Annotated in this window: 27 protein-coding genes and 2 tRNA genes; 24 read left to right on the forward strand and 5 right to left on the reverse strand. The window is 41.2% G+C overall.

Annotation, left to right across the window (positions count from 1 at the left end):
* The first annotated feature begins 351 nt into the window (after nucleotides 1–351).
* From P2W71_RS05155 to P2W71_RS05165, 3 genes are all read left to right on the forward strand, one after another.
* Nucleotides 352–1,833, forward strand: a complete 1,482-nt coding sequence (locus tag P2W71_RS05155; RefSeq protein WP_276367955.1) for a Do family serine endopeptidase — start codon at nucleotides 352–354, stop codon at nucleotides 1,831–1,833.
* Nucleotides 1,834–1,851: 18 nt separating this feature from the next.
* Entirely contained in the window at nucleotides 1,852–2,025 is a 174-nt protein-coding gene (locus tag P2W71_RS05160; protein ID WP_276367957.1) for a hypothetical protein, read from the forward strand.
* A gap of 104 nt (nucleotides 2,026–2,129) precedes the next feature.
* Nucleotides 2,130–3,359 carry a 4-hydroxy-3-methylbut-2-enyl diphosphate reductase gene (locus tag P2W71_RS05165; RefSeq protein ID WP_276369051.1) on the forward strand — a complete coding sequence of 410 codons (1,230 nt, stop codon included), beginning with the start codon at nucleotides 2,130–2,132 and terminating at the stop codon, nucleotides 3,357–3,359.
* On the opposite strand, the gene P2W71_RS05170 is transcribed toward P2W71_RS05165, so the two are convergent.
* Nucleotides 3,356–3,577, reverse strand: a complete 222-nt coding sequence (locus P2W71_RS05170; RefSeq protein WP_276367960.1) for a hypothetical protein — start codon at nucleotides 3,575–3,577, stop codon at nucleotides 3,356–3,358. The two genes, P2W71_RS05165 and P2W71_RS05170, sit on opposite strands and share 4 nt — an antisense overlap.
* A gap of 226 nt (nucleotides 3,578–3,803) precedes the next feature.
* Here P2W71_RS05170 and P2W71_RS05175 point away from each other — a divergent pair, with 226 nt between their 5' ends.
* Together P2W71_RS05175 and P2W71_RS05180 are read left to right on the forward strand one after the other, a co-directional pair.
* On the forward strand, nucleotides 3,804–5,864 hold the full coding sequence (locus tag P2W71_RS05175) for a TonB-dependent receptor (protein ID WP_276367962.1): 2,061 nt from the start codon (nucleotides 3,804–3,806) through the stop codon (nucleotides 5,862–5,864).
* A 9-nt stretch (nucleotides 5,865–5,873) separates the two neighbouring features.
* The gene (locus P2W71_RS05180; protein ID WP_276367965.1) at nucleotides 5,874–6,755 is read left to right on the forward strand and encodes a fructosamine kinase family protein; all 882 of its coding nucleotides are present in this window, start codon (nucleotides 5,874–5,876) and stop codon (nucleotides 6,753–6,755) included.
* Here P2W71_RS05180 and P2W71_RS05185 read toward each other — a convergent pair.
* Nucleotides 6,738–7,724 carry a YpdA family putative bacillithiol disulfide reductase gene (locus P2W71_RS05185; protein WP_276369053.1) on the reverse strand — a complete coding sequence of 329 codons (987 nt, stop codon included), beginning with the start codon at nucleotides 7,722–7,724 and terminating at the stop codon, nucleotides 6,738–6,740. The genes P2W71_RS05180 and P2W71_RS05185 overlap by 18 nt on opposite strands.
* A 166-nt stretch (nucleotides 7,725–7,890) precedes the next feature.
* Between P2W71_RS05185 and gltX the strand changes: the two genes are divergently transcribed.
* The 9 genes from gltX to P2W71_RS05230 all read left to right on the forward strand — a co-directional run bounded on the left by gltX (nucleotide 7,891) and on the right by P2W71_RS05230 (nucleotide 15,235).
* Entirely contained in the window at nucleotides 7,891–9,426 is a 1,536-nt protein-coding gene (gene gltX / locus P2W71_RS05190) for a glutamate--tRNA ligase (RefSeq protein ID WP_276367968.1), read from the forward strand.
* Between the two features lie 8 nt (nucleotides 9,427–9,434).
* Nucleotides 9,435–9,650 carry a hypothetical protein gene (locus P2W71_RS05195; protein WP_276367970.1) on the forward strand — a complete coding sequence of 72 codons (216 nt, stop codon included), beginning with the start codon at nucleotides 9,435–9,437 and terminating at the stop codon, nucleotides 9,648–9,650.
* 42 nt (nucleotides 9,651–9,692) lie between these two features.
* The gene (locus tag P2W71_RS05200; RefSeq protein WP_276367973.1) at nucleotides 9,693–11,315 is read left to right on the forward strand and encodes a M14 family metallopeptidase; all 1,623 of its coding nucleotides are present in this window, start codon (nucleotides 9,693–9,695) and stop codon (nucleotides 11,313–11,315) included.
* 12 nt (nucleotides 11,316–11,327) lie between these two features.
* Nucleotides 11,328–12,104 (forward strand): TIGR00266 family protein, encoded by a 777-nt coding sequence (locus tag P2W71_RS05205; protein ID WP_276367975.1) that lies wholly within the window; start codon nucleotides 11,328–11,330, stop codon nucleotides 12,102–12,104.
* Nucleotides 12,105–12,197: 93 nt separating this feature from the next.
* Nucleotides 12,198–13,412, forward strand: coding sequence for an NAD(P)-dependent oxidoreductase (locus tag P2W71_RS05210; RefSeq protein WP_276367977.1), 1,215 nt, complete (start codon nucleotides 12,198–12,200; stop codon nucleotides 13,410–13,412).
* Between the two features lie 92 nt (nucleotides 13,413–13,504).
* Entirely contained in the window at nucleotides 13,505–14,137 is a 633-nt protein-coding gene (locus tag P2W71_RS05215; RefSeq protein ID WP_276367979.1) for a hemolysin III family protein, read from the forward strand.
* 51 nt (nucleotides 14,138–14,188) lie between these two features.
* Nucleotides 14,189–14,491, forward strand: coding sequence for a DUF4286 family protein (locus P2W71_RS05220; protein WP_276367980.1), 303 nt, complete (start codon nucleotides 14,189–14,191; stop codon nucleotides 14,489–14,491).
* Nucleotides 14,492–14,560: 69 nt separating this feature from the next.
* Nucleotides 14,561–14,866: a hypothetical protein gene (locus tag P2W71_RS05225; protein ID WP_276367982.1), complete on the forward strand. Its 306-nt coding sequence runs from the start codon at nucleotides 14,561–14,563 to the stop codon at nucleotides 14,864–14,866.
* An 84-nt stretch (nucleotides 14,867–14,950) separates the two neighbouring features.
* The gene (locus P2W71_RS05230) at nucleotides 14,951–15,235 is read left to right on the forward strand and encodes a hypothetical protein (protein WP_276367984.1); all 285 of its coding nucleotides are present in this window, start codon (nucleotides 14,951–14,953) and stop codon (nucleotides 15,233–15,235) included.
* A gap of 60 nt (nucleotides 15,236–15,295) precedes the next feature.
* Here the strand turns inward: P2W71_RS05230 and P2W71_RS05235 are convergent, their stop codons facing one another.
* On the reverse strand, nucleotides 15,296–15,781 hold the full coding sequence (locus P2W71_RS05235) for a GNAT family N-acetyltransferase (protein ID WP_276367987.1): 486 nt from the start codon (nucleotides 15,779–15,781) through the stop codon (nucleotides 15,296–15,298).
* Between the two features lie 152 nt (nucleotides 15,782–15,933).
* Here P2W71_RS05235 and P2W71_RS05240 point away from each other — a divergent pair.
* The 3 genes from P2W71_RS05240 (at nucleotide 15,934) to P2W71_RS05250 (ending at nucleotide 17,430) form a co-directional block, all read left to right on the forward strand.
* A tRNA-Gly gene (locus tag P2W71_RS05240) sits at nucleotides 15,934–16,006 on the forward strand.
* 141 nt (nucleotides 16,007–16,147) lie between these two features.
* Nucleotides 16,148–16,233: transfer RNA gene (locus P2W71_RS05245), tRNA-Leu, on the forward strand.
* An 891-nt stretch (nucleotides 16,234–17,124) separates the two neighbouring features.
* Entirely contained in the window at nucleotides 17,125–17,430 is a 306-nt protein-coding gene (locus P2W71_RS05250; protein WP_276367990.1) for a hypothetical protein, read from the forward strand.
* A 377-nt stretch (nucleotides 17,431–17,807) separates the two neighbouring features.
* On the opposite strand, the gene P2W71_RS05255 is transcribed toward P2W71_RS05250, so the two are convergent.
* Nucleotides 17,808–18,188 (reverse strand): RidA family protein, encoded by a 381-nt coding sequence (locus P2W71_RS05255; protein ID WP_276367993.1) that lies wholly within the window; start codon nucleotides 18,186–18,188, stop codon nucleotides 17,808–17,810.
* Nucleotides 18,189–18,375: 187 nt separating this feature from the next.
* On the opposite strand from P2W71_RS05255, the gene P2W71_RS05260 reads away from it, so the two are divergent.
* From P2W71_RS05260 to P2W71_RS05280, 5 genes are all read left to right on the forward strand, one after another.
* The gene (locus P2W71_RS05260; RefSeq protein WP_276367996.1) at nucleotides 18,376–19,956 is read left to right on the forward strand and encodes a Na/Pi symporter; all 1,581 of its coding nucleotides are present in this window, start codon (nucleotides 18,376–18,378) and stop codon (nucleotides 19,954–19,956) included.
* A 52-nt stretch (nucleotides 19,957–20,008) separates the two neighbouring features.
* Nucleotides 20,009–20,371, forward strand: coding sequence for a phage holin family protein (locus P2W71_RS05265; protein ID WP_276368001.1), 363 nt, complete (start codon nucleotides 20,009–20,011; stop codon nucleotides 20,369–20,371).
* A 2-nt stretch (nucleotides 20,372–20,373) separates the two neighbouring features.
* Nucleotides 20,374–20,802 (forward strand): hypothetical protein, encoded by a 429-nt coding sequence (locus tag P2W71_RS05270; protein ID WP_276368004.1) that lies wholly within the window; start codon nucleotides 20,374–20,376, stop codon nucleotides 20,800–20,802.
* On the forward strand, nucleotides 20,789–21,559 hold the full coding sequence (locus P2W71_RS05275) for a geranylgeranylglyceryl/heptaprenylglyceryl phosphate synthase (protein WP_276368007.1): 771 nt from the start codon (nucleotides 20,789–20,791) through the stop codon (nucleotides 21,557–21,559). The genes P2W71_RS05270 and P2W71_RS05275 overlap by 14 nt, the downstream gene beginning before the upstream one ends.
* Nucleotides 21,560–21,757: 198 nt before the next feature.
* Nucleotides 21,758–23,614: a M1 family metallopeptidase gene (locus P2W71_RS05280; RefSeq protein ID WP_276368010.1), complete on the forward strand. Its 1,857-nt coding sequence runs from the start codon at nucleotides 21,758–21,760 to the stop codon at nucleotides 23,612–23,614.
* A gap of 285 nt (nucleotides 23,615–23,899) precedes the next feature.
* Here the strand turns inward: P2W71_RS05280 and P2W71_RS05285 are convergent, their stop codons facing one another.
* Entirely contained in the window at nucleotides 23,900–24,397 is a 498-nt protein-coding gene (locus P2W71_RS05285; protein WP_276368012.1) for an LEA type 2 family protein, read from the reverse strand.
* Nucleotides 24,398–24,487: 90 nt separating this feature from the next.
* Between P2W71_RS05285 and P2W71_RS05290 the strand changes: the two genes are divergently transcribed.
* Both P2W71_RS05290 and P2W71_RS05295 read left to right on the forward strand, forming a co-directional pair.
* Complete coding sequence (locus P2W71_RS05290) at nucleotides 24,488–25,102, forward strand: 2OG-Fe(II) oxygenase (protein ID WP_276368014.1); 615 nt, start codon at nucleotides 24,488–24,490, stop codon at nucleotides 25,100–25,102.
* 69 nt (nucleotides 25,103–25,171) lie between these two features.
* On the forward strand, nucleotides 25,172–25,642 hold the full coding sequence (locus P2W71_RS05295) for a DinB family protein (protein ID WP_276368017.1): 471 nt from the start codon (nucleotides 25,172–25,174) through the stop codon (nucleotides 25,640–25,642).

Consider the following 25,642-nt stretch of genomic DNA (forward strand, 5'->3'; position numbering starts at 1 on the left):
TTCTCGTTACGGCACTTTTGTTGTACAAGTTTACCCTATGGATGCATGATGTGTTAAAAAAAGTCCGATTTGAGCAATAAATACCGAACTAAGGGTGACGAAATGCAAACCTGGGCGACCAAACAAAATCGAAGTTTGAAGAAAATTTGAATATACCTAAGCAGCCGATTGTGTACGGAACGTCCAGTCGAAACTCTGGGTCGAATTATTGAACCTAAATCCGAAAGATTTCGTACTTACTGTTGAGAAGGTGTAGGCTGGAAATTATACTATGCTGACAAAATTTCCTGGCAACATTGATCTGCAAGGTTTTTGCTTTTTGAAAAAATTGTGATATTAAATTTGATAACTATGAAAAGATTCGGAACACTGTTTTTGGCTGCGGTGCTGGGAAGCGTTAGTACCGTTGCAACTTTTAAATGGATAGATAAGGACGATGATAAACAAACTAAGATTGAATACCTCTCGGGGGTGCCGACGTCAAAGGTGGCATACAAACTAGATTCGAATGGAGAAGTTGTGCCCCTTGATTTCACAACAGCTGCTGAAAAAGTGATGCCGGCCGTTGTACATATTCGATCAACACAAGAGGCGGGCCGGAGATCTGACGAGACGCAGTACATTGATCCTTTCCGTGAATTTTTTGGTCCACGCGGACCTCAGGGGCCGAGTCAGGCATCAGGATCAGGCGTGATCATTAACGCCGATGGGTACATTGTAACCAATAACCACGTGGTTCAAGATGCAGATGTGGTAGAGGTCACCTTGTACGACAACAGAAATTACAAAGCCGAGGTAATTGGTATCGATCCAGATACAGATATCGCGGTCTTAAAAATAAATCAAAAAGGACTTCCATATCTTTCTTTTGTTGATTCAGATAAAGCAAAGATTGGGGAATGGGTGCTCGCCGTGGGTAATCCTTTCAATCTGAATTCTACTGTGACCGCCGGTATCATCAGCGCGAAAGGGCGCAACATAAATATTCTGAACCGTAATTCGGAACAAGGAAGTACAGCGATCGAAAGTTTTATTCAAACTGACGCCGCCATCAATCCTGGTAACAGTGGTGGAGCGCTGGTAGAACTTAATGGTGGCTTGCTTGGAATTAACACTGCTATAGCAAGTCCGACTGGCGCGTATTCAGGCTATGGTTTTGCAGTACCATCAAATATAGTAAGTAAAGTGGTTGATGATCTTGTGAAATTTGGGGTAGTACAACGAGGTTGGTTGGGCGTAACGATTGGCAATGTAAACAGCCAACTTGCCAAAGAATACGACCTGGAAGTGAATGAAGGTGCCTATATCTCCGGATTTGCAGATAAAAGTTCTGCTAAGGAAGCAGGAATAAAAGAAGGTGATGTTGTTGTCAAGATTGACGACACTCCAATTAGAACCAGCTCAGGACTTATCGAATACATCGGACGTCATCGACCTGGTGATAAAGTAAATATCCTTGTAAACCGGAAAGGCAAAGAGGTTGTTATTCCTGTTGAACTTAAAGGAAGAGACGGCAAAACAGGTACCATTAAGCCGGAAGAACGCGATGCTTTTGCCAGCCTTGGACTTGAATTAGAAGAAGTAGATGGAAAAGTGCTGAAAAAACTAGAACTTGAGAACGGTGTTCGTGTTAAAGACCTGGGTAATGGACGATTATCCAAATACACAGACATCCGAGAGGGTTTCATTATAACTAAAATAAATGATGTACCGGTGAAGTCAGTTAAAGAAGCAAATGACCTTTTAAAGAAAAAGAAAACAGGTGAAATGGTAATTCTCTCAGGTACCTATGAAGATTTCCCAAGAGAATTTAACTATGCCTTTAGAATGTAAAAACACCCGATTAAAATTATGAGGAGACTCTTTAGAAAGGGCGAACGTGTTCGCCACAAGATCGACGGAAAAGTGATGGAGGTTTTGAAGTACATTAAAAACAATTTTGTAGAAGTAAAATGGTTCGACCTTGAAACCAAGGAAATCAGAACTAACAAGATTAAGGAAGACGAGCTCTCAAAGGCTGCATAGATTAAAAAGAAACGTTATCCATTAAAACAAATAACTTTATTGGATAACGTTTTTCATCCTTCCACATATGGCTAACTTTACACCTAGCCTGATAAAATACTGTTATTAAAAAGTTTGAAATTCCAGCCTACTACCGATCGCCAATCACGGGTAAGATCAAAGAATTGCGCAGATTAAAAGACTTGCGTAAACAGGATTTTTCTCCGACACTTTTGGATTTTGGACCGGTTCAATTTTATATCGCGCGACATTTCGGCTTTTGCTACGGCGTTGAGAATGCTATTGAGATTAGCTACAGAGCGATTGAAGAAAATCTGCATAGGCGAGTTTTTCTCTTAAGCCAAATGATCCACAACCAGGAGGTAAACAACGACCTGCAAAGTCGAGGCATTAAATTCATTATGGATACAGACGGTCGCCAGTTTATTCCATGGTCAGATTTAAAACCCGACGATGTTGTAATAATTCCAGCATTTGGAACCACAGTTGAAATTGAAAATCTTTTATTAGACAAAGGGCTTGAAGTGCAAAAGTACAATACTACCTGTCCATTTGTTGAGAAAGTCTGGAATCGTTCTGAAAAGCTCAGCCTCGATCATTATTCAATTATCATACATGGCAAACCAAAACATGAAGAAACCCGCGCTACGTTCTCACATAGTGCGCGGCGTGGACCATCACTGGTTCTCCGTGATATGTCAGATGCAATTTCGCTGGGAGATTTTATCAGGGGAAGTAAGAACAGCCAGGATTTTCTGTTTGAGTTCGCCGGGAAGTACACAGAAGGCTTTAATCCAGAAAAAGATTTACAGCGTATTGGTGTAGTAAATCAAACTACCATGCTGGCGACAGAAACGCAGGCGATAGCCGACTACTTACGTGCGGTGATGGTTCAAAAATATGGCCTGCAGAATATCGCCTATCATTTCGCCGATACACGTGATACTTTATGCTACGCCACTAATGATAATCAGGACGCAACGTACGAGCTACTGAAAACTGATGCAGACTTTGCGTTAGTGGTTGGAGGTTACAACAGTTCTAATACTTCGCATATTGTTGAACTGTGCGAACGAAAATTTCCAACTTATTTTATCAATTCAGATCAGGAAATAAAATCAAGGAATGAAATTCACCACTTTAACTTCCATGAAAAAAAGAAAGTAATAACGGAAAATTTCATTCCTGAAAAGGATCCTGTACGGATAGTATTAACCAGTGGTGCTTCCTGTCCCGATACGCTGGTGGACCGGGTTCTGTTGAAAACACTTTCTTTTTTTGAGAATTCTAAGTCGGTGGAAAATCTATTGCAGGACTTTGAAAGAAAAATTTAAGCGACAGCCTTTTTGCTGCGAGCTTCTTCTACTTTCTTACCGTTTTTGTGCTCACCCAAAATGATTACATCCTTGGTGTTTTCGTACTGTCTGGCTGCTTGCATCATCGCTTCTCTTGTGTCGCGGATGACAATTATGCCAGATTTTGCGCCTTTATTGCGCAATTCGAGATAAAATCCATCTTTCTTCTTCTTCGGTAATACTGGAGGTCTTCCCATGATTGTAATTTATTTTAATGATTTGAGAGCCAATTTGTTGCTCACATCTTCTAAACCGGAAATGGCAAAGTTTAGTTCGATCGCGCAAGATGGCGAAACTTATCGTGTAATCCTTGAGAAATTTGTTTCGGAACGCACTAATTCACATAAATTTCCAACCTTCTGGTAACAATCGCCTGCCAATTATGAATTTATTTTCCTACTTATGCAGCTCTGTTTGTAACCTATGCATAAGATTTGGAGCTCGTTTTTCCTGTTTTCACTATTGGTTGGTAGCGCCTTGGCACAAAATGACCAAGATACCACGCGAATCCTTAATGAAATTGTAATCAAGGGCTATGCTTACAACCGGCCTGCCGATGAGGTACCCGCCGCAGTAGCTGTGGTTAACCAAAAAGATTTTGAACGGTTTAATAATACCTCTTTTCTGCCAGCCGTAAATACCATTCCTGGTGTAAGGATGGAGGAACGTTCGCCAGGCAGTTATCGCTTTTCAATTCGCGGAAGCCTATTGCGTTCTCCGTTTGGTGTCCGAAATGTAAAAGTTTACTGGAATGGTTTACCTTTTACAGATGGTGGTGGAAATACATACCTGAATCTACTTGATTTCAGTTCTGTTGGAAATATGGAAATCATAAAAGGCCCGGGGGGCAGCCTGTATGGTGCAGGTACCGGAGGCGTTGTGCTTTTACAAAGCCCCACATTAAAAACAAATCAGCTTCAGTTTTCCAGCGTCTTCGGAAGCTATGGACTACAGCGCTACCATTTGTCGGGCGAGACGCATTCCAAAAAAACAGATATCAGATTTCATTATGCACACCAGCAGTCAGATGGTTATCGGGAGCAGACCGCAATGCGTAGAGACGGCATCTCCGGCGATCTGACTTTCAGGTTGTCTAATCAGCACACACTTGCTGCGACTTTATTTTATACCAATCTGTTTTATGAAACGCCTGGCGGATTGAATAAGGCGCAGTATGATGCCAATCCCAGGCAAGCACGACCGGCATCACCCGTTACCAGGGGAGCTGTAGAACAACAGGCTACTGTTACAAACAAAACAGGATACATTGGATTCATAGACGATTATCAATGGAACGATGCCTGGTCAACTCAAACTGGAATCTATGGCTCTTTAACTTCCTTTGAAAACCCAACCATTAGAAATTACGAGAGCAGAGATGAACAAAATTTCGGACTTCGGACTCAGACACAATATGTCTTTGAAAAAACGGTGAAAGGAAAATTCACTTTCGGAGGAGAATATCAATATTTTAATTCACCAATTACCGTTTACGGCAACAGCTATGGGGTTATAGATACCGTGCAGACGGACGATAAATTAAAATCAAGTGTCCTTTTATTCTTTGTTCAAGCCGAGTTGGATTTGACCAATAACTTTTTTATAACTGTTGGGGCAAGCGCAAATTTTCTGAAATACAACTTCACAACATTATATCCAGCGCCTACCATAAACCAAAAAAGAAATTTTGATCCGGTACTTTCTCCCCGCCTGGCACTGTTGAAAAAGTTCAACCGATTTTCAGTCTATGCAAGCGTAAGCCAAGGGTTTTCTCCCCCGTCTTTAGCGGAAGTAAGACCTTCTGCCGGATCCTATAATAATGATCTAAAATCCGAACGGGGTCTGAATTTTGAAGCTGGTTTACGTGGAAACCTACTCCAACGACAATTACAATTTGACATTGCCGTCTATGATTTCAGACTTGATGAGACCATCGTAATCCAACGTACCGCAGACGGTGCGGAATTTTTTGTTAATGCTGGCAAAACTGCGCAACGTGGCCTGGAAGCATCGCTATCGTGGTCACCCGATTTAAGTTCAGAGGTCATTTCGTCTTTTTCCCTATGGTCTAGTTACACCTACAATCATTATCGTTTTAAAGATTATGAGAACGATGGAAACAATTTTTCTGGAAAGAGATTAACAGGCGTTGCCCCCACGATCGTACTCTGGGGTGCAGATATCTCATTTAAGAAGTTCTATGCAAATATCACTGCCAATTATACGGAGGCGCTGCCTCTCAATGATGCTAACACACAATATGCTTCCGACTATTTTTTATTGAGCGGAAGAATTGGGTACAAAACTGTGTTTGGAAAAAATCTCGGCTTTGAAGTATTTGCAGGGATTGACAATGCACTCGATAAACGTTACAGTCTTGGCAACGACTTGAATGCTATAGGTGGTAGATACTATAACACGGCAGCACCTCGAAATATTTTTGGAGGAATAAAAATTACACCGTCTTTTAACAGGAAAGATTAATGAAAACTTATGATTTCCCGCGTACCAGTCAATGTTCTTGAAGGTGTAGGGGAACTCTTAAAGATTCCTGTTTCTTCCTTTCTGGATTTTTCTTTCATCAGTGGCGGCTGTATCAACGAAGGTGGGCAGCTCAAAACATCGCTGGGTAAATTTTTCTTGAAGTGGAACAACGACAAGAAATTTCCAGGCATGTTTGAAGCGGAAAGTAGGGGTTTAAAATTGCTGCGTAAACAACAAGCGATCAAAATACCCGACGTAATCGGGAATGGTACTAGGAGTCCTCATCAATTCCTTTTGCTTGAGTTCATTGAGCAAAAAACGCAGATAAAAAATTACAGTCAGCACCTTGGACAACGGTTGGCGGCCCTTCATAGATGTACAGCACCGTCCTTTGGTCTTGACCATAACAACTACATTGGATCACTCCAACAATTCAATCAGTTCCATTCAAGCTGGATCGATTTTTTCATTAACCAGAGGTTAAATATCCAGTTGAAATTTGCCATTGATAATGGTCGCGTGTCTCCTGACTGGATCCAAAAATTTCAATCCCTTTACCTTAAACTGCCATCACTTCTTCCTCAAGAGAAACCATGCCTGCTGCATGGAGATTTATGGAGTGGAAATCTAATCACTGACGATAAGGGTGAACCATGCCTTATTGATCCTGCAGTTTACTACGGAAACAGGGAATCAGATCTGGCGATGACAAAACTTTTTGGTGGATTCGATGAAGAATTTTACGGGAGCTATGATGAGACATTTCCACTTCAATCCGGCTATCAAAAAAGAGCCGACCTATATAACTTGTACCCCTTACTTGTACACGTTAATCTTTTCGGAGGATCGTATATTCACTCCGTTGAAACCATCCTACGCGCTTTTAAATAAATCGCTATTTTTCAAGTGAGCTATGATCATCTCGGCATGGACCCTCGAATTTTCAATAAACCACTTATTTGTTTTTAGTCCCCCACATACTACCCCAGCCAAGTAAAGATTTTTGACGTTAGTTTCCATAGTTTTCTCATCATACACCGGGGTGTGAAATGGATCATCGTGAAATTTAATTCCACAAGCTTTCATAAAATCGAACGGGGGCTGGTAGCCGGTCATCGCGAGGACAAAATCATTTTCCAATTCTATTACGCCAGCAGGAGTTTTAACAATAACAGTATCAGTTTTGATCTCAACAATTTCCGAATTGAAATACGCTTTGATAGATGCTTCTTTTATTCGATTTTCAATATCGGGCTTAACCCAATATTTCACGCTATCTAGAATAGTAGGTTCCCGAATAACCATAGTAACTTTAGCTCCTTTCCGATATGTCTCTAGTGCTACATCGACCGCCGAATTTGCTGCGCCGACCACAATAATATTTTGCCCGAAGTACGGATGGGGCTCGTCATAATAATGTTTAACCTTGGGCAGATCTTCCCCCGGTACATTCAATAAATACGGCAGATCATAAAAGCCCAAGGAAAGTATCACAGCTTTCGATCGATATTTTGCCTTTGAAGTAATAACATGATGGTATCCGTTTTCGGAGACGATGGTGTTGACTTTTTCGTATAACTTCAAATGTAAATTCCATGAAGAGCATACCCGGCGGTAATATTCCAGGGATTCCGCCCGATTTGGTTTGGACCCATGTGAAATGAAGGGTACTTCGCCAATCTCCAACCGCTCGGAAGTTGAAAAAAAAGTCATGTTAAGTGGATAATGATACAAAGAATTTACAAGGCAGCCCTTTTCAATAATCAGGTATTTCAATCCTATTTTTTTTGCCTCAATTCCGCACGCCAGGCCGATGGGTCCCGCGCCAACGATTATTAAATCGTAGTTAGTTTCTGTCATCATTTAAGAAAGATTTCATTCGAATAACAAAACCGGCATGCCAGACTGTTATCCCTTCAAAAATAGGATTTTAACCAGTATCATTTTACCTAAGGTACAATCGGTCAACAAAAGACTGTCCCAAGTCGCAAAATCACTTTACATTTGCAGTCCTAAAGATTAAAGGATGAGAGAAGTTCGCGTACGATTTGCGCCCAGCCCTACTGGCGCATTGCACATTGGAGGAGTCAGGACGGCATTGTATAATTTCTTGCTGGCCCGCCAGCTTAAAGGCACCATGATTTTGCGTATTGAAGATACGGATCAAAACCGCTATGTGCCAGGTGCTGAAGAATACATACTTCAATCTCTTGCATGGGTTGGGATCAAAATAGATGAGGGAGTTGGAGTTGGCGGGCCTTATGCACCTTACCGCCAATCAGAACGCAAGCCGATCTACATGCAATATGCTCAACAACTTATTGATAGTGGAAATGCCTATTATGCGTTTGACACCGAAGATGAGTTGGAAGTAATGCGCGAGCGCTTAAAAACTGCAGGAGTGGCATTGCCACAATACAATAGCATTACGCGCATGCAAATGCGTAATTCTCTTACACTTCTGGAAGAGGAAGTAAAACAATTACTGGAAGCAAAAACTCCTTACGTTGTTCGATTAAAGGTACCTCGTAAAGAGGAGGTAAGATTGAATGACATGATTCGCGGATGGGTAATGGTACATTCTTCTCAAATTGATGATAAAGTCCTGATGAAAAGTGATGGCATGCCCACATATCACTTAGCGAATGTTGTTGATGATTATCTGATGAAAATTTCTCATGTTATCCGTGGAGAAGAATGGTTGCCCTCTGCACCGCTTCATGTGTTGTTGTATAAATATTTGGGATGGGAAAAAGAAATGCCTCAATTTGCCCATTTACCATTGTTGCTTAAACCAACAGGTGATGGCAAGTTGAGCAAACGTGATGCGGATCAAATGGGGTTCCCGATTTTTCCAATCGACTGGATAGATCCAAACACAAAAGAAAAGGCAATCGGATTTAGGGAAGCAGGTTATTTGCCAGAAGCATTGATCAATTTTTTGGCCTTTCTCGGATGGAATCCTGGAACACAGCAAGAAATATTTTCTCTCGATGAGTTGATAAATGCGTTTTCTGTAGAGCGCATCGGAAAGGCCGGAACAAAGTTTGATATCCACAAAGCGCAATGGTTTAATCAACAATATCTGCGCGCTAAGTCTGATGAAGCGCTCGCAGAATACTTACTCGATTCTTTGTCAAAGGAAAATATTTCGTGCACCAAAGAAAAGGCTGCTAAGATTGCTTCCATCATGAGAGAACGTATAACGTTTCCTAAAGATTTGTGGGAACACGGTAAGTTTTTCTTCCATGCCCCGACCACGTTTGACGAAAATGTGGCGAGTAAGCGCTGGAATGATGATGCTGTTAAGGTGTTAAATGCATATAAGATTGAATTGCCTACACTTGCTACGTTCGATGCGCCAACAGCGAAAGCAACATTGGAAAAAGTAACATCGGAACTGGGTATTGGCACCGGAAAAATTCTTCAAGCTTTACGCCTATCCATTACGGGAGCCGGAGCAGGTCCCGATTTAATGATGGTCATGGAAATTATCGGGAAGGATGAAGTCATGAAAAGAATTGAGTACGCGCTTAAAACTTTAAACGTAAAAGTTGCGTAACTTAGATTATGGCAAAAGCTGGAAAAAAATCGTCTAAACCTAAGCCCAAGGTACACAAGGACCTTCAGGGGCTTGATATTGTTATTGATCAATTTGGCGAAATCAAAGCCAATATGAATATCGAAAAACTAAACGACTTCCTCGATAAAAACGTGGATGATAAAAAACTTGCAGAGCGGGATGACTATGAAGAACTAAAGAAGGGAAAAAAGAAGAAAAAATAATCCTACCTTTTCAGAACAGTTTTGTTTCTAGCACGCTGTTCCATGACAATATTCTTCAAGGCATTTTTTATTTCATTTGTCTTAGCTGCACAAGTTGCAGCGGCTCAAACCACGTGGCCGGAATCACTAACAATCACCCCGGAGAAATCAGATTTTGTAAGAACGTCTACCTATGCTGATGTTATTCACTTTCTCGATCATTTAAAATCTAAAAGTGCAAACATTCGTATCATTTCCATGGGCAAAAGCCTGGAAGGAAAAGAAATACCTGTCGCTGTCTTAGCTAGTCCAGCCGTTGCAAATGAAGAAGAAGCAAGAGCTTCAGGTAAACCGGTCATCTATGTCCAGGGAAATATTCACGCTGGCGAAGTTGAAGGCAAAGAAGCGTTACTGATGTTGATGCGCGAAATTTTATTGGGTGACAAGAAAAATCTTATCGAGAATCAAATTTTGCTTTTCGCCCCAATATATAATACCGATAGCAATGATAAAATGGAAAAAGGGAGAAGGCCTTCTCAGGAAGACAGCCCTATTGAAGTGGGGCTTCGTGAGAATAGCAAAGGTCTCGACCTGAACCGCGATGGAATGAAATTGGAGGCGCTGGAGACGCAAGGGCTCATCATGAATATTATTTCAAGATGGGATCCTCAGCTTTTTGTAGATCTTCATACTACAAACGGCACTTGGCATGCTTATCCGCTAACCTGGGCACCCAGTTATCATTCAGCAGGGGAACATGGTACCTATGAATACACCCGGCAGATGTTAAAGTCTATCACCACTACCATTAAAGACAAGCATGGATTGAACTTTGGGCCCTATGGTGAATATCATTTGGAGGAAGGATGGCCATTGAAAAATTTCTATACCTATAATCATCACCCCAGGTACCTTGTAAATCAATTTGGACTTCGCAACCGTATGGCTATACTCAGCGAGGCATTTTCACACGAACGTTTTTATCAACGGATCAATTCTACCTATCAATTTGTGTTGGAAATACTTAACTACACGAATGTTCACACGAGGGAAATTGAAGCTGTTAACAAAAAAGCTGAGGACGACGCAATTCAACTTGTGATCAAGAGCACAGGAAAAGCGAAAAAGGGAGTGAGGTTTAAAATGGTTGAGGGAGAGAAACTTAATCAATTTATAACGTATGATTATATTTCAACAACAAAACCGGATGGCACTTCACAGCTCATAAGAACCGGAAAAATGGTTGCTTATGACAACATTAATTATCACGCAAGCTTTCGGCCCACGGTAGAAGCAACCTTGCCGCGGGGATATATCATCCCTGCGGAATTTGCGAACATCGCTGATCTCTTGCAACGACACGGGATTAAGATAGACGTGCTCTCTAAAGCGAAGTCATTTTCGGGAGAATTTTTTACAATCGAAAAACTTGATAAGGGTGAAAAGAAATTTGAAGGTCACGCTATGGCTACCGCCCATGGACATTTCCTTAAGTCGAATACCAAGTTCAAGAAAGGCGATTACGTCGTTGACTTGGCGCAGCCACTGGCAAACCTTATTTTCTATTTGTTAGAACCGCAATCCGATGATGGCTTGGTGACATGGAATTTTTTTGATTCTTACCTGGAAAAGCAGGGGGTTAACAACAAGCCGGTTCAATATCCCGTATTTAAGTACATAAATTAAAAAATTAATACCATGGGTAGATCACACGAAATTGATTATCAGATTAAAGGTGAAAGTATTCAAATAGTTGAAGTGGAACTAGATCCACGCGAAACGGTAATAGCGGAAGCTGGTGCCATGCTTTTTATGGAAGATGGAATCCAGTTCGAAGCAAAAATGGGTGACGGATCAAATCCCAATCAAGGGCTTTTTGACAAACTCCTTGCCGTCGGATCACGGGTTCTGACAGGAGAGTCCATTTTTATGACCCATTTCACAAACCATGGTAATCGCCGGGCAAAAGTTGGGTTTTCAGCGCCTTATCCCGGAACAGTAATTCCTATCGATCTTTTACAATGTCCGTCCAATCAACTCATCGTTCAAAAGGATGGATTCCTTTGTGCGGCCTTCGGAACGAAAGTTTCTATCACGTTCAATAAAAGATTAGGATCTGGCTTGGTTGGTGGTGAGGGATTCATTTTGCAGAAACTTGAAGGCGACGGAAAAGCTTTTGTTCATGCTGGTGGTACGGTCATTGAACGAACGCTGAACAATGAAACGTTACGTGTAGATACCGGGTGCGTTGTGGCCTTTGAGTCACAAATAGATTTTGACGTTCAAAGCGCCGGGGGACTCCGCTCGATGGTATTTGGTGGCGAAGGTATTTTCTTAGCCACGCTGAGAGGTACAGGAAAGGTTTGGCTCCAGTCGATGCCTATTCGCAAACTGGTTCAGGCCCTGGCTCCATACGGGCGCAATGCAGGAAAAGAATCAAGTTCATTGCTTGGCGGACTGCTTGAGCGGTCATAGAACAAACAGGCTACACGCGTTAAACCAACACTTTTCGTAACGCTTGTAGCCTGCGTTTTGAACGCCTACCTTTGCACGCTTAGCCCATTCTCCATGAACCCCGTCAAAATCGGACTCATTCGCGAAGGTAAAATTCCTCCAGACAAACGAGTCGCATTCACGCCTTTGCAGGTGGAAGAAATTCAACAACGATTTCCCCATGTAAAAGTGCGTTGTGAAAGCAGTCCGATTCGTTGCTTCAAAGATGAAGAGTATAAAGAATTAGACATTGAAGTAACTGACAACGTTCAAGACTGCGATATCCTGATGGGAATTAAAGAAGTGCCCATCAATTGGATTGTCGCTGGAAGAACATATCTTTTTTTTTCACATACACTAAAGAAGCAACCTTATAATCGAAAATTGTTACAAGTCGCCCTGGAGAAAAAAATCAGATTGATCGACTATGAAGCGCTAAAAGATAAACAGGGTAACCGTCTTGTTGCCTTTGGGAGATATGCAGGAATTGTAGGCGCCTATAATGGACTTTGGACCTATGGCCGCCGGTATAAGAAGTTCGAACTGCGTCGGGCCTTTGAATGTTTCGATGTAAATGATCTCAAGCTGGAGCTGGGGAAAGTCAACCTTCCGCCAGTCAAGATCCTGCTCACTGGTGCTGGCCGGGTGGGAAAAGGAGCGATGGAAACATTAGATAGTGCCCGCATCCGAAAAGTAAACATTCATGATTTCCTTTATAAAAAATTCGATGAGCCCGTTTACCTTCAGCTAAGTAGTGGAGACTATCATACGCGCAAAGAAGGCGGCCATTTTAATCGTGAAGAATTCCACCACCACCCCGACCGTTATTCATCTCATTTTTCCGATTTCACAAAAGTAACTGATATTTTGCTGGCAGGTGCTTTCTGGAACCCAAAGGCTCCCGTGCTTTTTACAAGGGAAGATATGCTCTCAACTGACTTTAAAATCAGGATTATTGCAGATATCACGTGCGATATTAATGGATCAATTCCCAGCACCCAACGTGCCAGTACAATTCCAGATCCTATCTACGACTTTGATGCATCTACCAATTCGATTCATCCCCCATTTAGTAACCCTGCTTTTGTTTCGGTAATGGCCGTCGATAATTTACCATGTGAGTTGCCCCGCAGTTCTTCGGAAGAGTTTGGACGCGATCTGATTGATCGTATTTTGAAACCGTTGTTACTTGAAGATTCCGAGGGTGTGATTGAAAGAGCGACCATTACGTTTAACGGGAAGTTAACGAACCATTTTAGTTACCTTCAAGATTATGCATCCGGCGCATAAAACAACCGTTGGATTAAACCCTCGGACGGCAAGCGATAATCGGTAAACAATCCAGGGAAAATTTTTTGATATTTGATCTAATTTTTGAATTCATGGGATCATCTGTTTTCTCCAAACGCGAAGAAATTTCAAATGCAATAACGCACGGAATTGGAGCGTTGCTCGCCATCTCGGCGCTAGTTTTGTTAGTAGTATTTTCCGCATTGCAAGGAACTGCATGGCACGTCGTAAGCTTCGCTATTTTTGGCGCCACGTTGGTAATCCTGTATACCATGTCTACGCTTTACCATAGCCTCACACACGCGAAAGCAAAGCACCTTTTTCGAAAGTTCGACCATATGTCTATTTTTCTTTTGATCGCGGGGACCTACACACCCTTTTGTCTGACGGTATTGAAGGGATGGTTGGGCTGGACACTTTTTGGTATCGTTTGGTTTTGCGCGATAACGGGGATAATTTATAAGGCATTCAATACTGGCAAAGGCGAACGTATCTCCACTTTTCTTTACATCACAATGGGCTGGATTGTCGTCTTCTTCATAAGCCCTGTTTACCATTATATGTCACCTTATGGATTTTCATTTCTCCTAATAGGAGGCGGATTTTACACCCTCGGTGCCTTTTTCTTTATCAAGGATAAGAATCCCTTTTTTCATAGTATTTGGCATCTGTTTGTTTTGGGTGGAAGCATTTTCCATTTTTTTGCTGTCCTAAGTTTGCTATAAGAGTCTTATTATTTTGCATTGAATTTCTGGAAATGCCAGATACCTTTGGGTATGCTTTTGTACAACATAACCGTCGGCATTGATAAAGAAGTTGAAGATGAGTGGCTTTATTGGATGAAGCACGAGCACATTCCTCAGGTGATGGATACAAATCTGTTTTTTGATTTTAAAATGTATAAGGTTCTGCACGACCAGGATGAGGGCAGTATTTCATACAGTATACAATACTTCGCGCATAACTTCGACCAGGTAAATTTATATTTTGAAAAATTTGCGCCGGCATTACAAGAAAAACTACGGCTTCGATTCAAGGATAAACACGTCGCCTTTATGACTTTGTTAGAGGAGATTTGAAATTGTTGTAGAAGATCAGAAATACAATAAATTAAATTTGTAACTTCCCTCACCACAGATGCGCCGAGGATGAGAGTTAAACTGACCATATTTGTTTTATCTGTTTTTCTTTTGGGTGTTAGTTTATTTGCCCCCAAACACCGCTCTGTTTTCTCCAACCATCCTGAAGTAAAAATTACGACTGAAATAGTCAGTCAGGCAGTGATCATGGATGAGGATTTTATCTGGAAAAAATCTTCAGCACATGTTTTCTATGTTATTGTAAACTTAACCCTGGCTAAGGCCCATGCGTCACAGGGTGTATTAAAAACGCTCCCGTACTTCTCGGCCAAGACTGTGAAGTACTACCTGCTCTATCGGGTTCTCAGGAATTAGATTTCCTCCATCAGACTTTCAGATTGCATCCGCGCATTCGCGCGGTGCATGCATTCCTTTTATTCACTTATTAATTTTTATGCCATGAAAAACACCCGACATATTAATCCATCGGATATAAGAATGTTTTATTTTGGTTCGCAAGATGTGCTCTCCAGTAATGAAGAGAAAGAATCTCGCAAACAAAAACTTGAACGCGCCATGATCCTTAGCAACTGTGAACACATTCCAATTAGCCTGTGTATGAAACTGCCAAACGGTGAAATGTTGGAGACCGAGTCTGACGTCGTCGACTATGCAGATGATATCGTGGTACTTAAAGGCGGTCACTATATACCAGTATGGGCAATATTGGATGTAGATGTATAGCCTATTTAATATTCTAGGTTTATAAATGGATAGGGCCAGCGTAAAAAACTGGCCTTATTTTTACTTGCTAAAGAAAGCTTTTATTTGAAAATTTTCTAACATGCAATTCATCCATTCGCTTTGTATTGTCGCGCCGTATTTTTTATAAAAATTGATTGCAGGCTCATTCCAATCGAGTACCTGCCACATCATGCCAGAGCAATTTTCATCGAGTGCATGTTGCATTGTTCGTTCAAATAAAAGTTTTCCGATGTTTTTCCCGCGTTCTTTTTCGGTAACGATGATATCCTCCAGGTACAGACGTTTGCCTTTCCATGTCGAATATCGCCAGTAATACAATGACAATCCTACTATTCCGTTCTCGTTCTCTGCTACAAAAAATCCATAAATCGGATTGGGCCCAAATCCATCTTGTTCCATCAATTCAACAGTATTGATTACTTCATTCGGCGCGCGTTCAAATTCGGCCAATTCCTTCACCAATTCAAAAACGCGGGGCAAATCTTCCTTTCGGCCTACGCGGATGCTAGTAGCAACATTCCTCATGTTCACAGTATATTAATGACTTAAAGAAAGCATGAACCATTCAATTTCAAAAGCCAAGTGTAAATGATATGATTCTTCGATTTGTAAAAGGAGGTTATGGATTTGGAAATTTAGGAATCAGACTTAAATTTGCACTCCTTATTCACCAAAATGCGGGAGTAGCTCAGTTGGTAGAGCACGACCTTGCCAAGGTCGGGGTCGCGAGTTCGAGTCTCGTTTCCCGCTCATTGAAAAAGTCCATAACCACCAAGGTAATGGAAATCCAAAAGTGTGAGACCAACTCGCACTTTTGTTTTTTAAGAAAAAGCTTGTCCGGGGGTAATCGCCTGGGCCTCGTTGTTTGAAACAAAACCAGCATTTTAAAATGCCCGGGTGGTGGAATTGGTAGACACGCAGGACTTAAAATCCTGTGGATAGTAATATCTGTGCGGGTTCAACTCCCGCCCCGGGTACTTGAAAGCAGAAGGCTGGCTGCTTGATTTTTCATTCATGGCCAGCCTATACATTCTATACTCTAGCAAATTGGACCGATTCTATACGGGAAGTTGCAAAGAGTTTCAATTTCGCTTTCAGGACCACCTTAATAAGGTTTATTCTAACAGTTTTACTTCCAACGCTGATGATTGGCAGTTATTTCTTCTTGTAGAAAATCTCACTTACTCTCAAGCTCGTGCAATGGAACGTCACATTAAGAAAATGAAGAGCAACGGGTATATTCAAAATCTTGCCAAGTACCCAGAAATGATAATTAAATTAAAAGATCGTTTTGATAATCATCGCGGTACCTAGAGACCACCTGTAGACACGCTGGCCCCGATAGCCATCGGGGTAAATCCTGTGGATAGTAATATCTGTGCGGGTTCAACTCCCGCCCCGGGTACTTGAAAGCAGAACTGGCTGCTTGATTTTCGTCATGGCTAGTGTATACATTCTCTACTCTACCAAATTGGACCCGGTTTTATACGGGAAGTTGCAAGGAGTTTCAATTTCGCTTTCAGGGTCACATCAATAAAGTTTATCCTGTCAGCTTTACTTCCAACGCTGATGATTGGCAGTTATTTCTTCTTATAGAAAATCTCACTTACTCTCAAGCGCGTGCAATAGAACGTCACATTAAGAAAATGAAGAGCAGCGTGTATATTCAAAATCTTGCCAAGTACCCAGAAATGATAATTAAATTAAAAGATCGTTTTGAAAATCATCGCGATACTTAGAGGCCATCGGTAGACACGCAGGCCCCGATAGTTATCGGGGTAAAATCCTGTGGATAGTAATATCTGTGCGGGTTCAACTCCCGCCCCGGGTACTTGAAAGCAGAAGGCTGGCTGCTTGATTTTTCATTCATGGCCAGACTATACATTCTATACTCTAGCAAATGGACCGATTCTATACGGGAAGTTGTAAAGAGTTTCAATTTCGCTTTTCAGGACCACCTTAGTAAGGTTTATTCTAACAGTTTTACTTCCAACGCTGATGATTGGCAGTTATTTCTTCTTGTAGAAAATCTCACTTACTCTCAAGCTCGTGCAATGGAGCTTGCCCTTGCAAACGGTACAAGGCGCCAGTTTTTAGCTCAAAACTTTGAAAATTATTTCTCGAAGCGGCCTTTGATGGATCCGGAAATTCGCCCAGGCGATTCCATGAATTAGCGCAATAATTCCTAACGAAGCGAAGCCTATGAAGATATTATTGAAGTAGATAGTTAAAAACACGCCTGATAAAACTGCAATGATAGTCCAAAGCACAAGATACATTCGCGTCATTGGCATAAGACGATAGCGAAAAAAGATTAGGCAGCCGGATGAGGTTGGGTCGATTTTACCTTCTACCATTGGCATAAAGCTGTTTAGCCGCCGTTGGCGGATGATTAACTGAAACCGATCATCTTGCACCCAACCAGCCAGTATTTTTGGCGTTCTTCCGACTTCTGCCAATCTATTAGCCGTAACTTCGGACAGCCGTCGCAATACCTCATCCCATTCCAGGGTAACAACCAGTGTCTCGCTTACTTCAGGTAGTAAATTAATCACATCACTGCAATGCAGGAAATTTCGACATTCACGTCTTTAGGCAAGCGGCTAACTTCCACAGTCTCGCGCGCGGGTGGGACTGATTGAAACGATTTCCCATAAACTCCATTCACCTTTGGAAAATTATTCATGTCTTTCAGGAAAATGGTTGTCTTAACCACGTTACTAAAATCCAGTCCCGCCGCTTTCAAAATTTCATTCAAGTTGACCATGACTTGCGCTGTTTCAGCCTCTATATCAGACGTAATAATATTCCCGGAGGACTTCTCAATAGCTATTTGTCCACTAACAAAAAGTAGCCCGCCGGCCTGAATTGCCTGACTATAGGGCCCAATCGGTTCAGGAGCTTTGTCGGAATAAACAACAGTTTTTACCATGTGTATGGGTTTAAAAATTAATTTTGTGTCGTCCAAAAATAACCAATCATGCACCTGATTTAATGTTTGGTGCAAATATTTTAGTGCGTGTATCAAGCAAATCAATTTGCAGTGAAGAAATTCCACGAAACACCGTAGTGATTAGCCAAACAATAAAGTGGAATCCCATCAACCTATCGAAACAACTTTGAAGTCACGGAGTAACATCCGAATCGGATTTTACATTTTTGGAGCGTTCCTTCTTTTTCTATTCGCATTGGATCTGATGACTTCCTCATTGCAGCATACTGGAAAAAATGTTTCAGAGACTATTCTATTAGCGACCGCCAATCCATTTACCGGCCTGTTTATAGGTTTGCTTCTAACGGCGATGCTGCAAAGCAGTTCAACTACAACGTCGTTGGTCGTGGCCCTTGTAGCTTCCGGTTCCATTACGTTGCAAAGTGCTATCCCGATCATTATGGGAGCGAATGTTGGAACGACAATTACCAGCACCATTGTAGCGCTTGGGTTTATTAATAAAAAGAAGGAATTCAAAAGAGCGGTAGCAGCAGGAACCTATCACGATTTTTTTAACATTCTTACCGTTATCATTTTATTCCCACTGGAATATTATTATGGATTTCTGTCCTCCCTTTCTGAACACATTTCGCACTTATTTTATACACCCGCCGTCGAGCCTATTGAAAATCGAATTACGCATTTCTGGTTTGGGTTTGGCCCAATCATTACTTTTTTGCTCGAACATATACCCAGTGCACTGGTTCTTTCGGTAATTGCCTTAGGGTTGCTCTTCGTTTCGATTCTGATCTTTAGAAAGTTAATTTCCGATTTACTGAAAGTACGGTCGCCAGAAGTTATAAGTCGTTTCTTTTTTAACGGCTTGTTGAAATCATTTATGTGGGGCCTCTTGACTACTGCAGCAATCCGGTCAAGTACCATCACAACCTCTGTTGTAGTGCCTCTCGTAGCGAAAAAAGTTATTAAGTTAAAACTTGCTGCTCCCTTCATCATGGGAGCAAATGTCGGCACAACCATTACGGCATTCCTCGCTGCTCTTTTAAATTCAAATTCAACAAGTGCACTGAGCATTGCCATTGTGCATTTCCTGTTCAACTTTTTTGGTGTGCTTATTTTTTTCCCAATGCCGATGTTACGAATGCTGCCAATAAAGCTGGCTAACGGTATGGGTATATTAACGTTAAAATACCGACTCGCCGGGCTGGTTTATTTGCTGACGACTTTTTTCTTTGTACCCTTTTCTCTTATCTACCTAAACAAGGATTCTGTTCAAACGATGAATCTCCTGTATGAGCAAACGAATTCAGAAAATGTGAAATCGCGATATAGAATGATTGCTAAAATCAACACGAGAACGCAAGCAGGCGAGTTTAGTAAATTTGATGATGAGTCGAGCCATATAAATACAATGCCAAACACTATTTATCCTGTTTCTATAAAAAACAATATTCTGTTTATTGGGAAGCAGATGTTTTTATTTAATGGACCGGGCTTTTGCTGGGATGGCGAAAATGAAAACGGCAAATTCCAATCGTGCATAGAAACAATTCTTCCCTCCTATCGGGCCGCAGACATTATGTTTGATTCAGTTTACGTTTGTCGCCTTCGCTACACACATCCCAACGATTCAATCGTGCATAGATATTATGTTAGCGCACCTTATAAAGTTTATTTACGCCATGAGATCGCATCGCCGCAAGAAAAAGTAAAGGTGGTAGAGCAATTGATCCATTTCGAAACGCCCTAATCCTCGGCTTTTTTCAAACTTCTATCTATATTGCATTATAAGTTGCAAACTGGTGCTTAAAGATTCAATTCTCAAATTTTTAAAATTAGATAGCCTGATCGAAAATCTTACCGGCTACGTGGAGGCTCGTATTGAGCTCACGAAGATGGAGATACGAGAAGAGATCGCTAAAGGCCTTTCGAAGGTCGCGCTGTTTATGCTAATGGGCGCCGTGTTTAGTTTATTTATAATTTTGATCAGCGTAGCTATTGCTCATCTGATAGCAAAATCTATTGGGGCATTTGGCGGGTTTGCCGTTGTTGCAGGTTTTTACCTTTTGCTAGGATTGTTACTACTTGCTTTCAGAGGCGCGATCACGGAAAAGCTGCAGGATTATTTAGTTCATAGCATGAAAAAAAAGAAAGAGAAAGAGTAAGTATGGAACTGCTGGAATCTGATGATGCTAAAAACCTCTTGCTACGAAAAACAGCAATGCATAAAAAAGAACTTGAGGATGAAGTGAAGTTACTTTCACACAATACCGAAAAATTTATTACCAACGCCTTAGTCATTGGCGGAACACTGGCTGTTACTTATTTTATTGTTAGAAAACTTTCAAAGTCGAAGGCCAAATCCAAATCTAAAATCCGTCCGAAAGTCAAAAAGGTTAAACTTGTTGATGAAAGAGGTGATGACCAGGAGATGGCAGCTGTTGCACCGTCAGAGCCTACAATCATGTCACAAATTGGTTCGGCGTTGGCTGCACAAGCAACAGTTTTTTTACTGGATCTGGCAAAAGATAAATTATCTGCCTTTTTACAAACACATTTTGACAAGGAAGCCGTAACACCGAATGAGCGTTCTTAAAACATTACGAGAGCGCCACCGCGAAGGAAAAAAATCCATCGCTGTATTGGTAGATCCAGACAAAGTAGAAGATGCTTCACGCTTAGTTCCGCTCATCAATTTGGCTGCGGAAAATTGTATCGATTTTTTTTTCGTGGGGGGAAGTCTGATTACGACAACAAATCTAGGCCAAGTTGTAAAGCAAATAAAGGATAATGTGAAAATACCAGTGGTATTGTTCCCAGGTAATTTTATGCAAGTAGAGCCATCAGCCGATGCGTTACTTTTTTTGTCCTTAATTTCGGGAAGAAATCCTGAATTACTTATAGGGCAACATGTTATTGCTGCTCCCATTCTGAAAAATACCAAACTTGAAATAATTCCTACAGGTTATATTTTAATCAACTCCGGGCCTATAACTTCAGTTGCTTACATCAGTAATACAACGCCAATCCCGGACGATAAATATTCACTGGCAGCATGCACGGCTATGGCTGGCGAAATGCTCGGCCTTCAATCCATTTATCTAGATGCGGGTAGCGGTGCTGATAAAGAAATCAGCGTGCGTATGATCGCTTCTGTGAGAAAAGCAGTAAACGTACCGTTAATTGTTGGGGGCGGAATTAATACAAGTCAAAAAGCGCTAAACGCGCTGGAAGCTGGCGCGGATATGATCGTTATCGGCAACGCGCTGGAAAAAAAACCAAACCTCCTCAGTGAAATTTCCGACAAAGTCTACGAATGGAACCAAAGTGTTGAAGCAAGAAATAGTCTTTAGCTCTTAGATAAACTGAGTCGTTATTCGCTTTTCTTATCCCTTTCCCTGACATCGCGGAATCTCAGGCTTTTCATTGAAGGTGTAACGGGAAGCCTAACAGCAGGATCAAAAGCGATCGGCCCATTAGCATGTAGAATTCAGTCCGGTTAATGATTAAATTCGTTCCGATAATATACCTTCTTCCAAATTGCATTGCCTATGAAATCCATACCGTATTTTTTTACTTTATTTTTACTTGCCGTTGGGTGCGAGCCCAAAACCATGAAAGAACAACCAAACATGATACAAGATTCTCATTCATTTTCTAAACCAAGCGAAGCCCGGGTAACGCATCTTCATTGGGTAGCTACAATTGATTTTTCTTCTAAAACAATCACGGCAACAGCTACCTGGCAAATCGCTGCTGCTGGAGATGCGAAAGAGATTATCTTTGATACAAAGGATCTTTCCATTGAAAAGGTTCTCCTGGACAATGACCAGGTTGCAACCTACAAATTGACCGATGCGGTTCCTACATTTGGTCAGGCTTTAGCTGTCGGCATCGAGCGTGATACAAAAACAGTTTCTATTTTCTATAAAACCAGTCCGGATGCGGAAGCGTTGCAATGGCTTTCACCTCAACAAACAGCAGGAAAGAAGAATCCGTTTCTTTTTACGCAGTCTCAAGCCATTTTAGCAAGAAGTTGGGTTCCTTGTCAGGATTCGCCGAGCGTACGATTTACTTACGACTCAGAAGTGACCGTGCCTTCAAACTTGTTGGCATTGATGAGTGCCTCTAATCCAAAAACAATAAATCATACTGGAGTTTACCAGTTCAGAATGACGCAACCCATCCCTAGTTATTTACTGGCGCTCGCCGTTGGCGAAATTAACTACCAGGATATTAGTTCACGCAGTGGTGTTTACGCCGAGCCCTCGATTGTTGACACAGCCGCGTGGGAATTTGCAGATCTTGAAAAAATGATAAGCGGGGCAGAAGAACTTTATGGTAAATACCGTTGGGATCAATATGATGTGATCGTATTACCACCGAGTTTTCCCTTCGGCGGAATGGAAAATCCACGGATCACTTTTGCAACGCCTACCATATTGGCTGGTGACCGGTCACTCACCTCTCTTATTGCACATGAACTTGCCCATAGCTGGTCGGGGAATTTGGTGACAAATGCAACTTGGGAAGACTTTTGGCTTAATGAAGGATTTACTGTGTACTTCGAGCATCGGATAATGGAAAAACTTTATGGTAAAGATTATTCCGAGATGTTAGCGCTGCTTGCCCGTCAAAGCCTGGATGAAACCATCGAAGATTTGAAAACCCATGACAACTATGCTGACACTAAACTGAAACTGAATTTGAAAGGAAGAAATCCTGACGAAGGTGTTACAGACATTGCTTACAACAAAGGTTATTTTTTTCTACGATCCATTGAAGAAAAACATGGTCGCGAAAAGTTTGATCGTTTTATCAAGGATTATTTTAATGAAAATGCATTCAAAGCCATGGATACCGAAGGCTTTACGGCTTACTTAAAGAATTATTACCAGACGAAGTACTCTATTTCTATAGAAGACAATTTTCTCAAGGCCTGGATTTACACGGAAGGGTTACCCGCTGACTGTCCCCAACCAGTTTCAACGCGCTTTGAAAAAGTTAATGCGTTTTTGCAACAATGGAAAGCCTCAGGAAAATTGGATCCGCAGCAAACTTCCACCTGGAGTACGCATGAATGGTTACATTTCTTAAAAAATCTGCCCGATTCGCTCGCCAGGTCACAAATGGAAATATTGGATAATTTTGGTCACTTCACGTCATCCGGAAATGCAGAAATACTAACTGTTTGGCTAACAAACGCTATCCGGTATGATTACACGCCTGCGGACGCAACATTGGAACATTTCCTTATTCATACAGGCCGACGCAAATTTTTGAATCCTTTATACCAAGAGCTGATCAAAACACCGGAAGGAAAAAAACGGGCTAAGGGTATTTACAGAAAGGCGCGACCAAATTATCACTTTGTAGCAACCAATACTTTCGACAAGCTTTTAAACTAAAAAGCGGTACGATTCAGGTTCATAATTGATTCAGGTTCATAATTTTAAAATCGCTTGATCTTAAGTCCACCTGTTTCAGATACGAAGTAATGCGGGCGGGAAAAAAATTTCTTTATTGCCTTACAACCTTTGGTTTACATTTCTAGTCTATTGAGAGTCATGATAAACAAAAAGGTCATATTATTGATTGTCGGGATTGGTGTAGCAATCGCGATATGCTTTTCGACCAGCCTTTTTGGAATGAAAATAGCTTATAATAAAGCCATAAAGATATCAGCGCCAAAGCTAGAATCTTACTCTGATTTCATCCTTATACCGAACGGGTACGCTGATTGGAAAACCGTGATAACTGAGTTTTAGAGAACCTTCATACACGACTTCAAATTTTTTCCCTCCAATCATTCCTAAAAGTGTATCCATAAAGCCAAGTTCCTTTATCGCAAGTTTTACTTCCAATGGAACCGAAAATTCATCATTAGCTGGAATGACGGTTTTAAGCTGCTGGTTTACCGAGGCAGCCTTTTTTCCGTTTACAAAAATATCAACGTTGATTCGTTTCAGTTTTCCCCGCATGGAATTTGGGTTGTAAAAAATTGCATTTGCCTTTAGCATGGGGTCTGTAGTCGCGTCTATAACAATATCTTTAATTTGTCGCAATACGATATCTTCCTTTGGCCGTTGACACCCCGTAAACAAAAGCACCACGAGAACTAATAAATAGGCGTTCCGCAGCAAGAATCTTTTAACACAAGAACATCTATCCATTGATTTGTTTTCTTTCATAATATTGTAAGTAAAGACTTTCTATTGACAAATTTGTTACATGTAACGTTCTGATAGTTTATTTGCCGTGCGAACATAATTAGACTCATTTTGAATTCCATATTTGAAAACATTGCAAATGGTTTGGCGGAAAATGGCTATGCGGTGGTGGATCATTTCTTAAGTGATGAAGAAGTAAAAAATATTCTTGGTTTAAAAGAATTCAAATCAGGACTTGATCATTTTAAAAAGGCGGGTATCGGCAAAAATCAAAGTCATCATATTAACGAATCAATTCGCGGCGATTATATCCATTGGGTTGACAAAAGTAGTGCGGATCCTTTTTTAAGAATATACTTGAACAGGTTGGAGCAATTGATACAGTTTCTTAATGAAAATCTCTTTTTAAGCCTGAAGGACTTTGAAGTGCACATGACTGTTTATCCTGCTGGCAGTTTTTATAAGCGGCATTTGGATCAATTTAACCGGGATGACCATCGAAAACTCTCTGTCATCTGTTATTTAAACGAGGATTGGCTAGAAAATGAAGGAGGACAGCTACGCATGTTTCTTCCAGAAGGCTCTGTTGATTTTTTTCCCACAGCAGGCAGGCTAATTTGTTTTCGCAGTGATCAGGTTGAACATGAAGTCTTACCGGCAACACGTCCGCGACTGAGCATAACCGGCTGGATCCTGGATCAGCATGCCGCTCTAAAACACCTTTAAAAATGTGTTTACTGGTTACAAAAGCTTCATAAATGATTTTAGATTTGTAGCCCATTTCTTTGCCAACCAATGAAAAAATATTTTCTTAAGCTTTATCAATACAATGCTTGGTCTAACAAACGTGTTTTAAATTGTTTGAAACGCCAGAATGTGGTTGATGAAAAGATTCTTACACTTATGGGACATATTGTGGCGGCCCAATTTCTTTGGCTTCATCGGATCAAAGGACTACCACCTCCGGATGTAAAGTTGTGGGGCAATTATTCTTTGGATCAGCTTCTTGTGATGGCCGAAGATGCTGGAACAAGATGGTTAGAGTTTGTGGAGAGCACCGACAATTTCGATCGCGAACTTACCTACACAAACTACGTCAAAGATCTTTATACAAATAATGTGGAAACGATCATGATTCATCTGGTTAATCACTCCTCTTATCATCGTGCACAAATTGCAATGTTGCTGCGTCAGAAAGGTTATGAACCGATCAATACAGATTTCATTACCTACGATCGCGTGATCCGTGGACAGTTAAAAGAGTAG

The organism is Chryseolinea sp. H1M3-3, from assembly GCF_029360725.1.
In the GTDB taxonomy this organism is placed as follows: Bacteria; Bacteroidota; Bacteroidia; order Cytophagales; family Cyclobacteriaceae; genus Chryseolinea.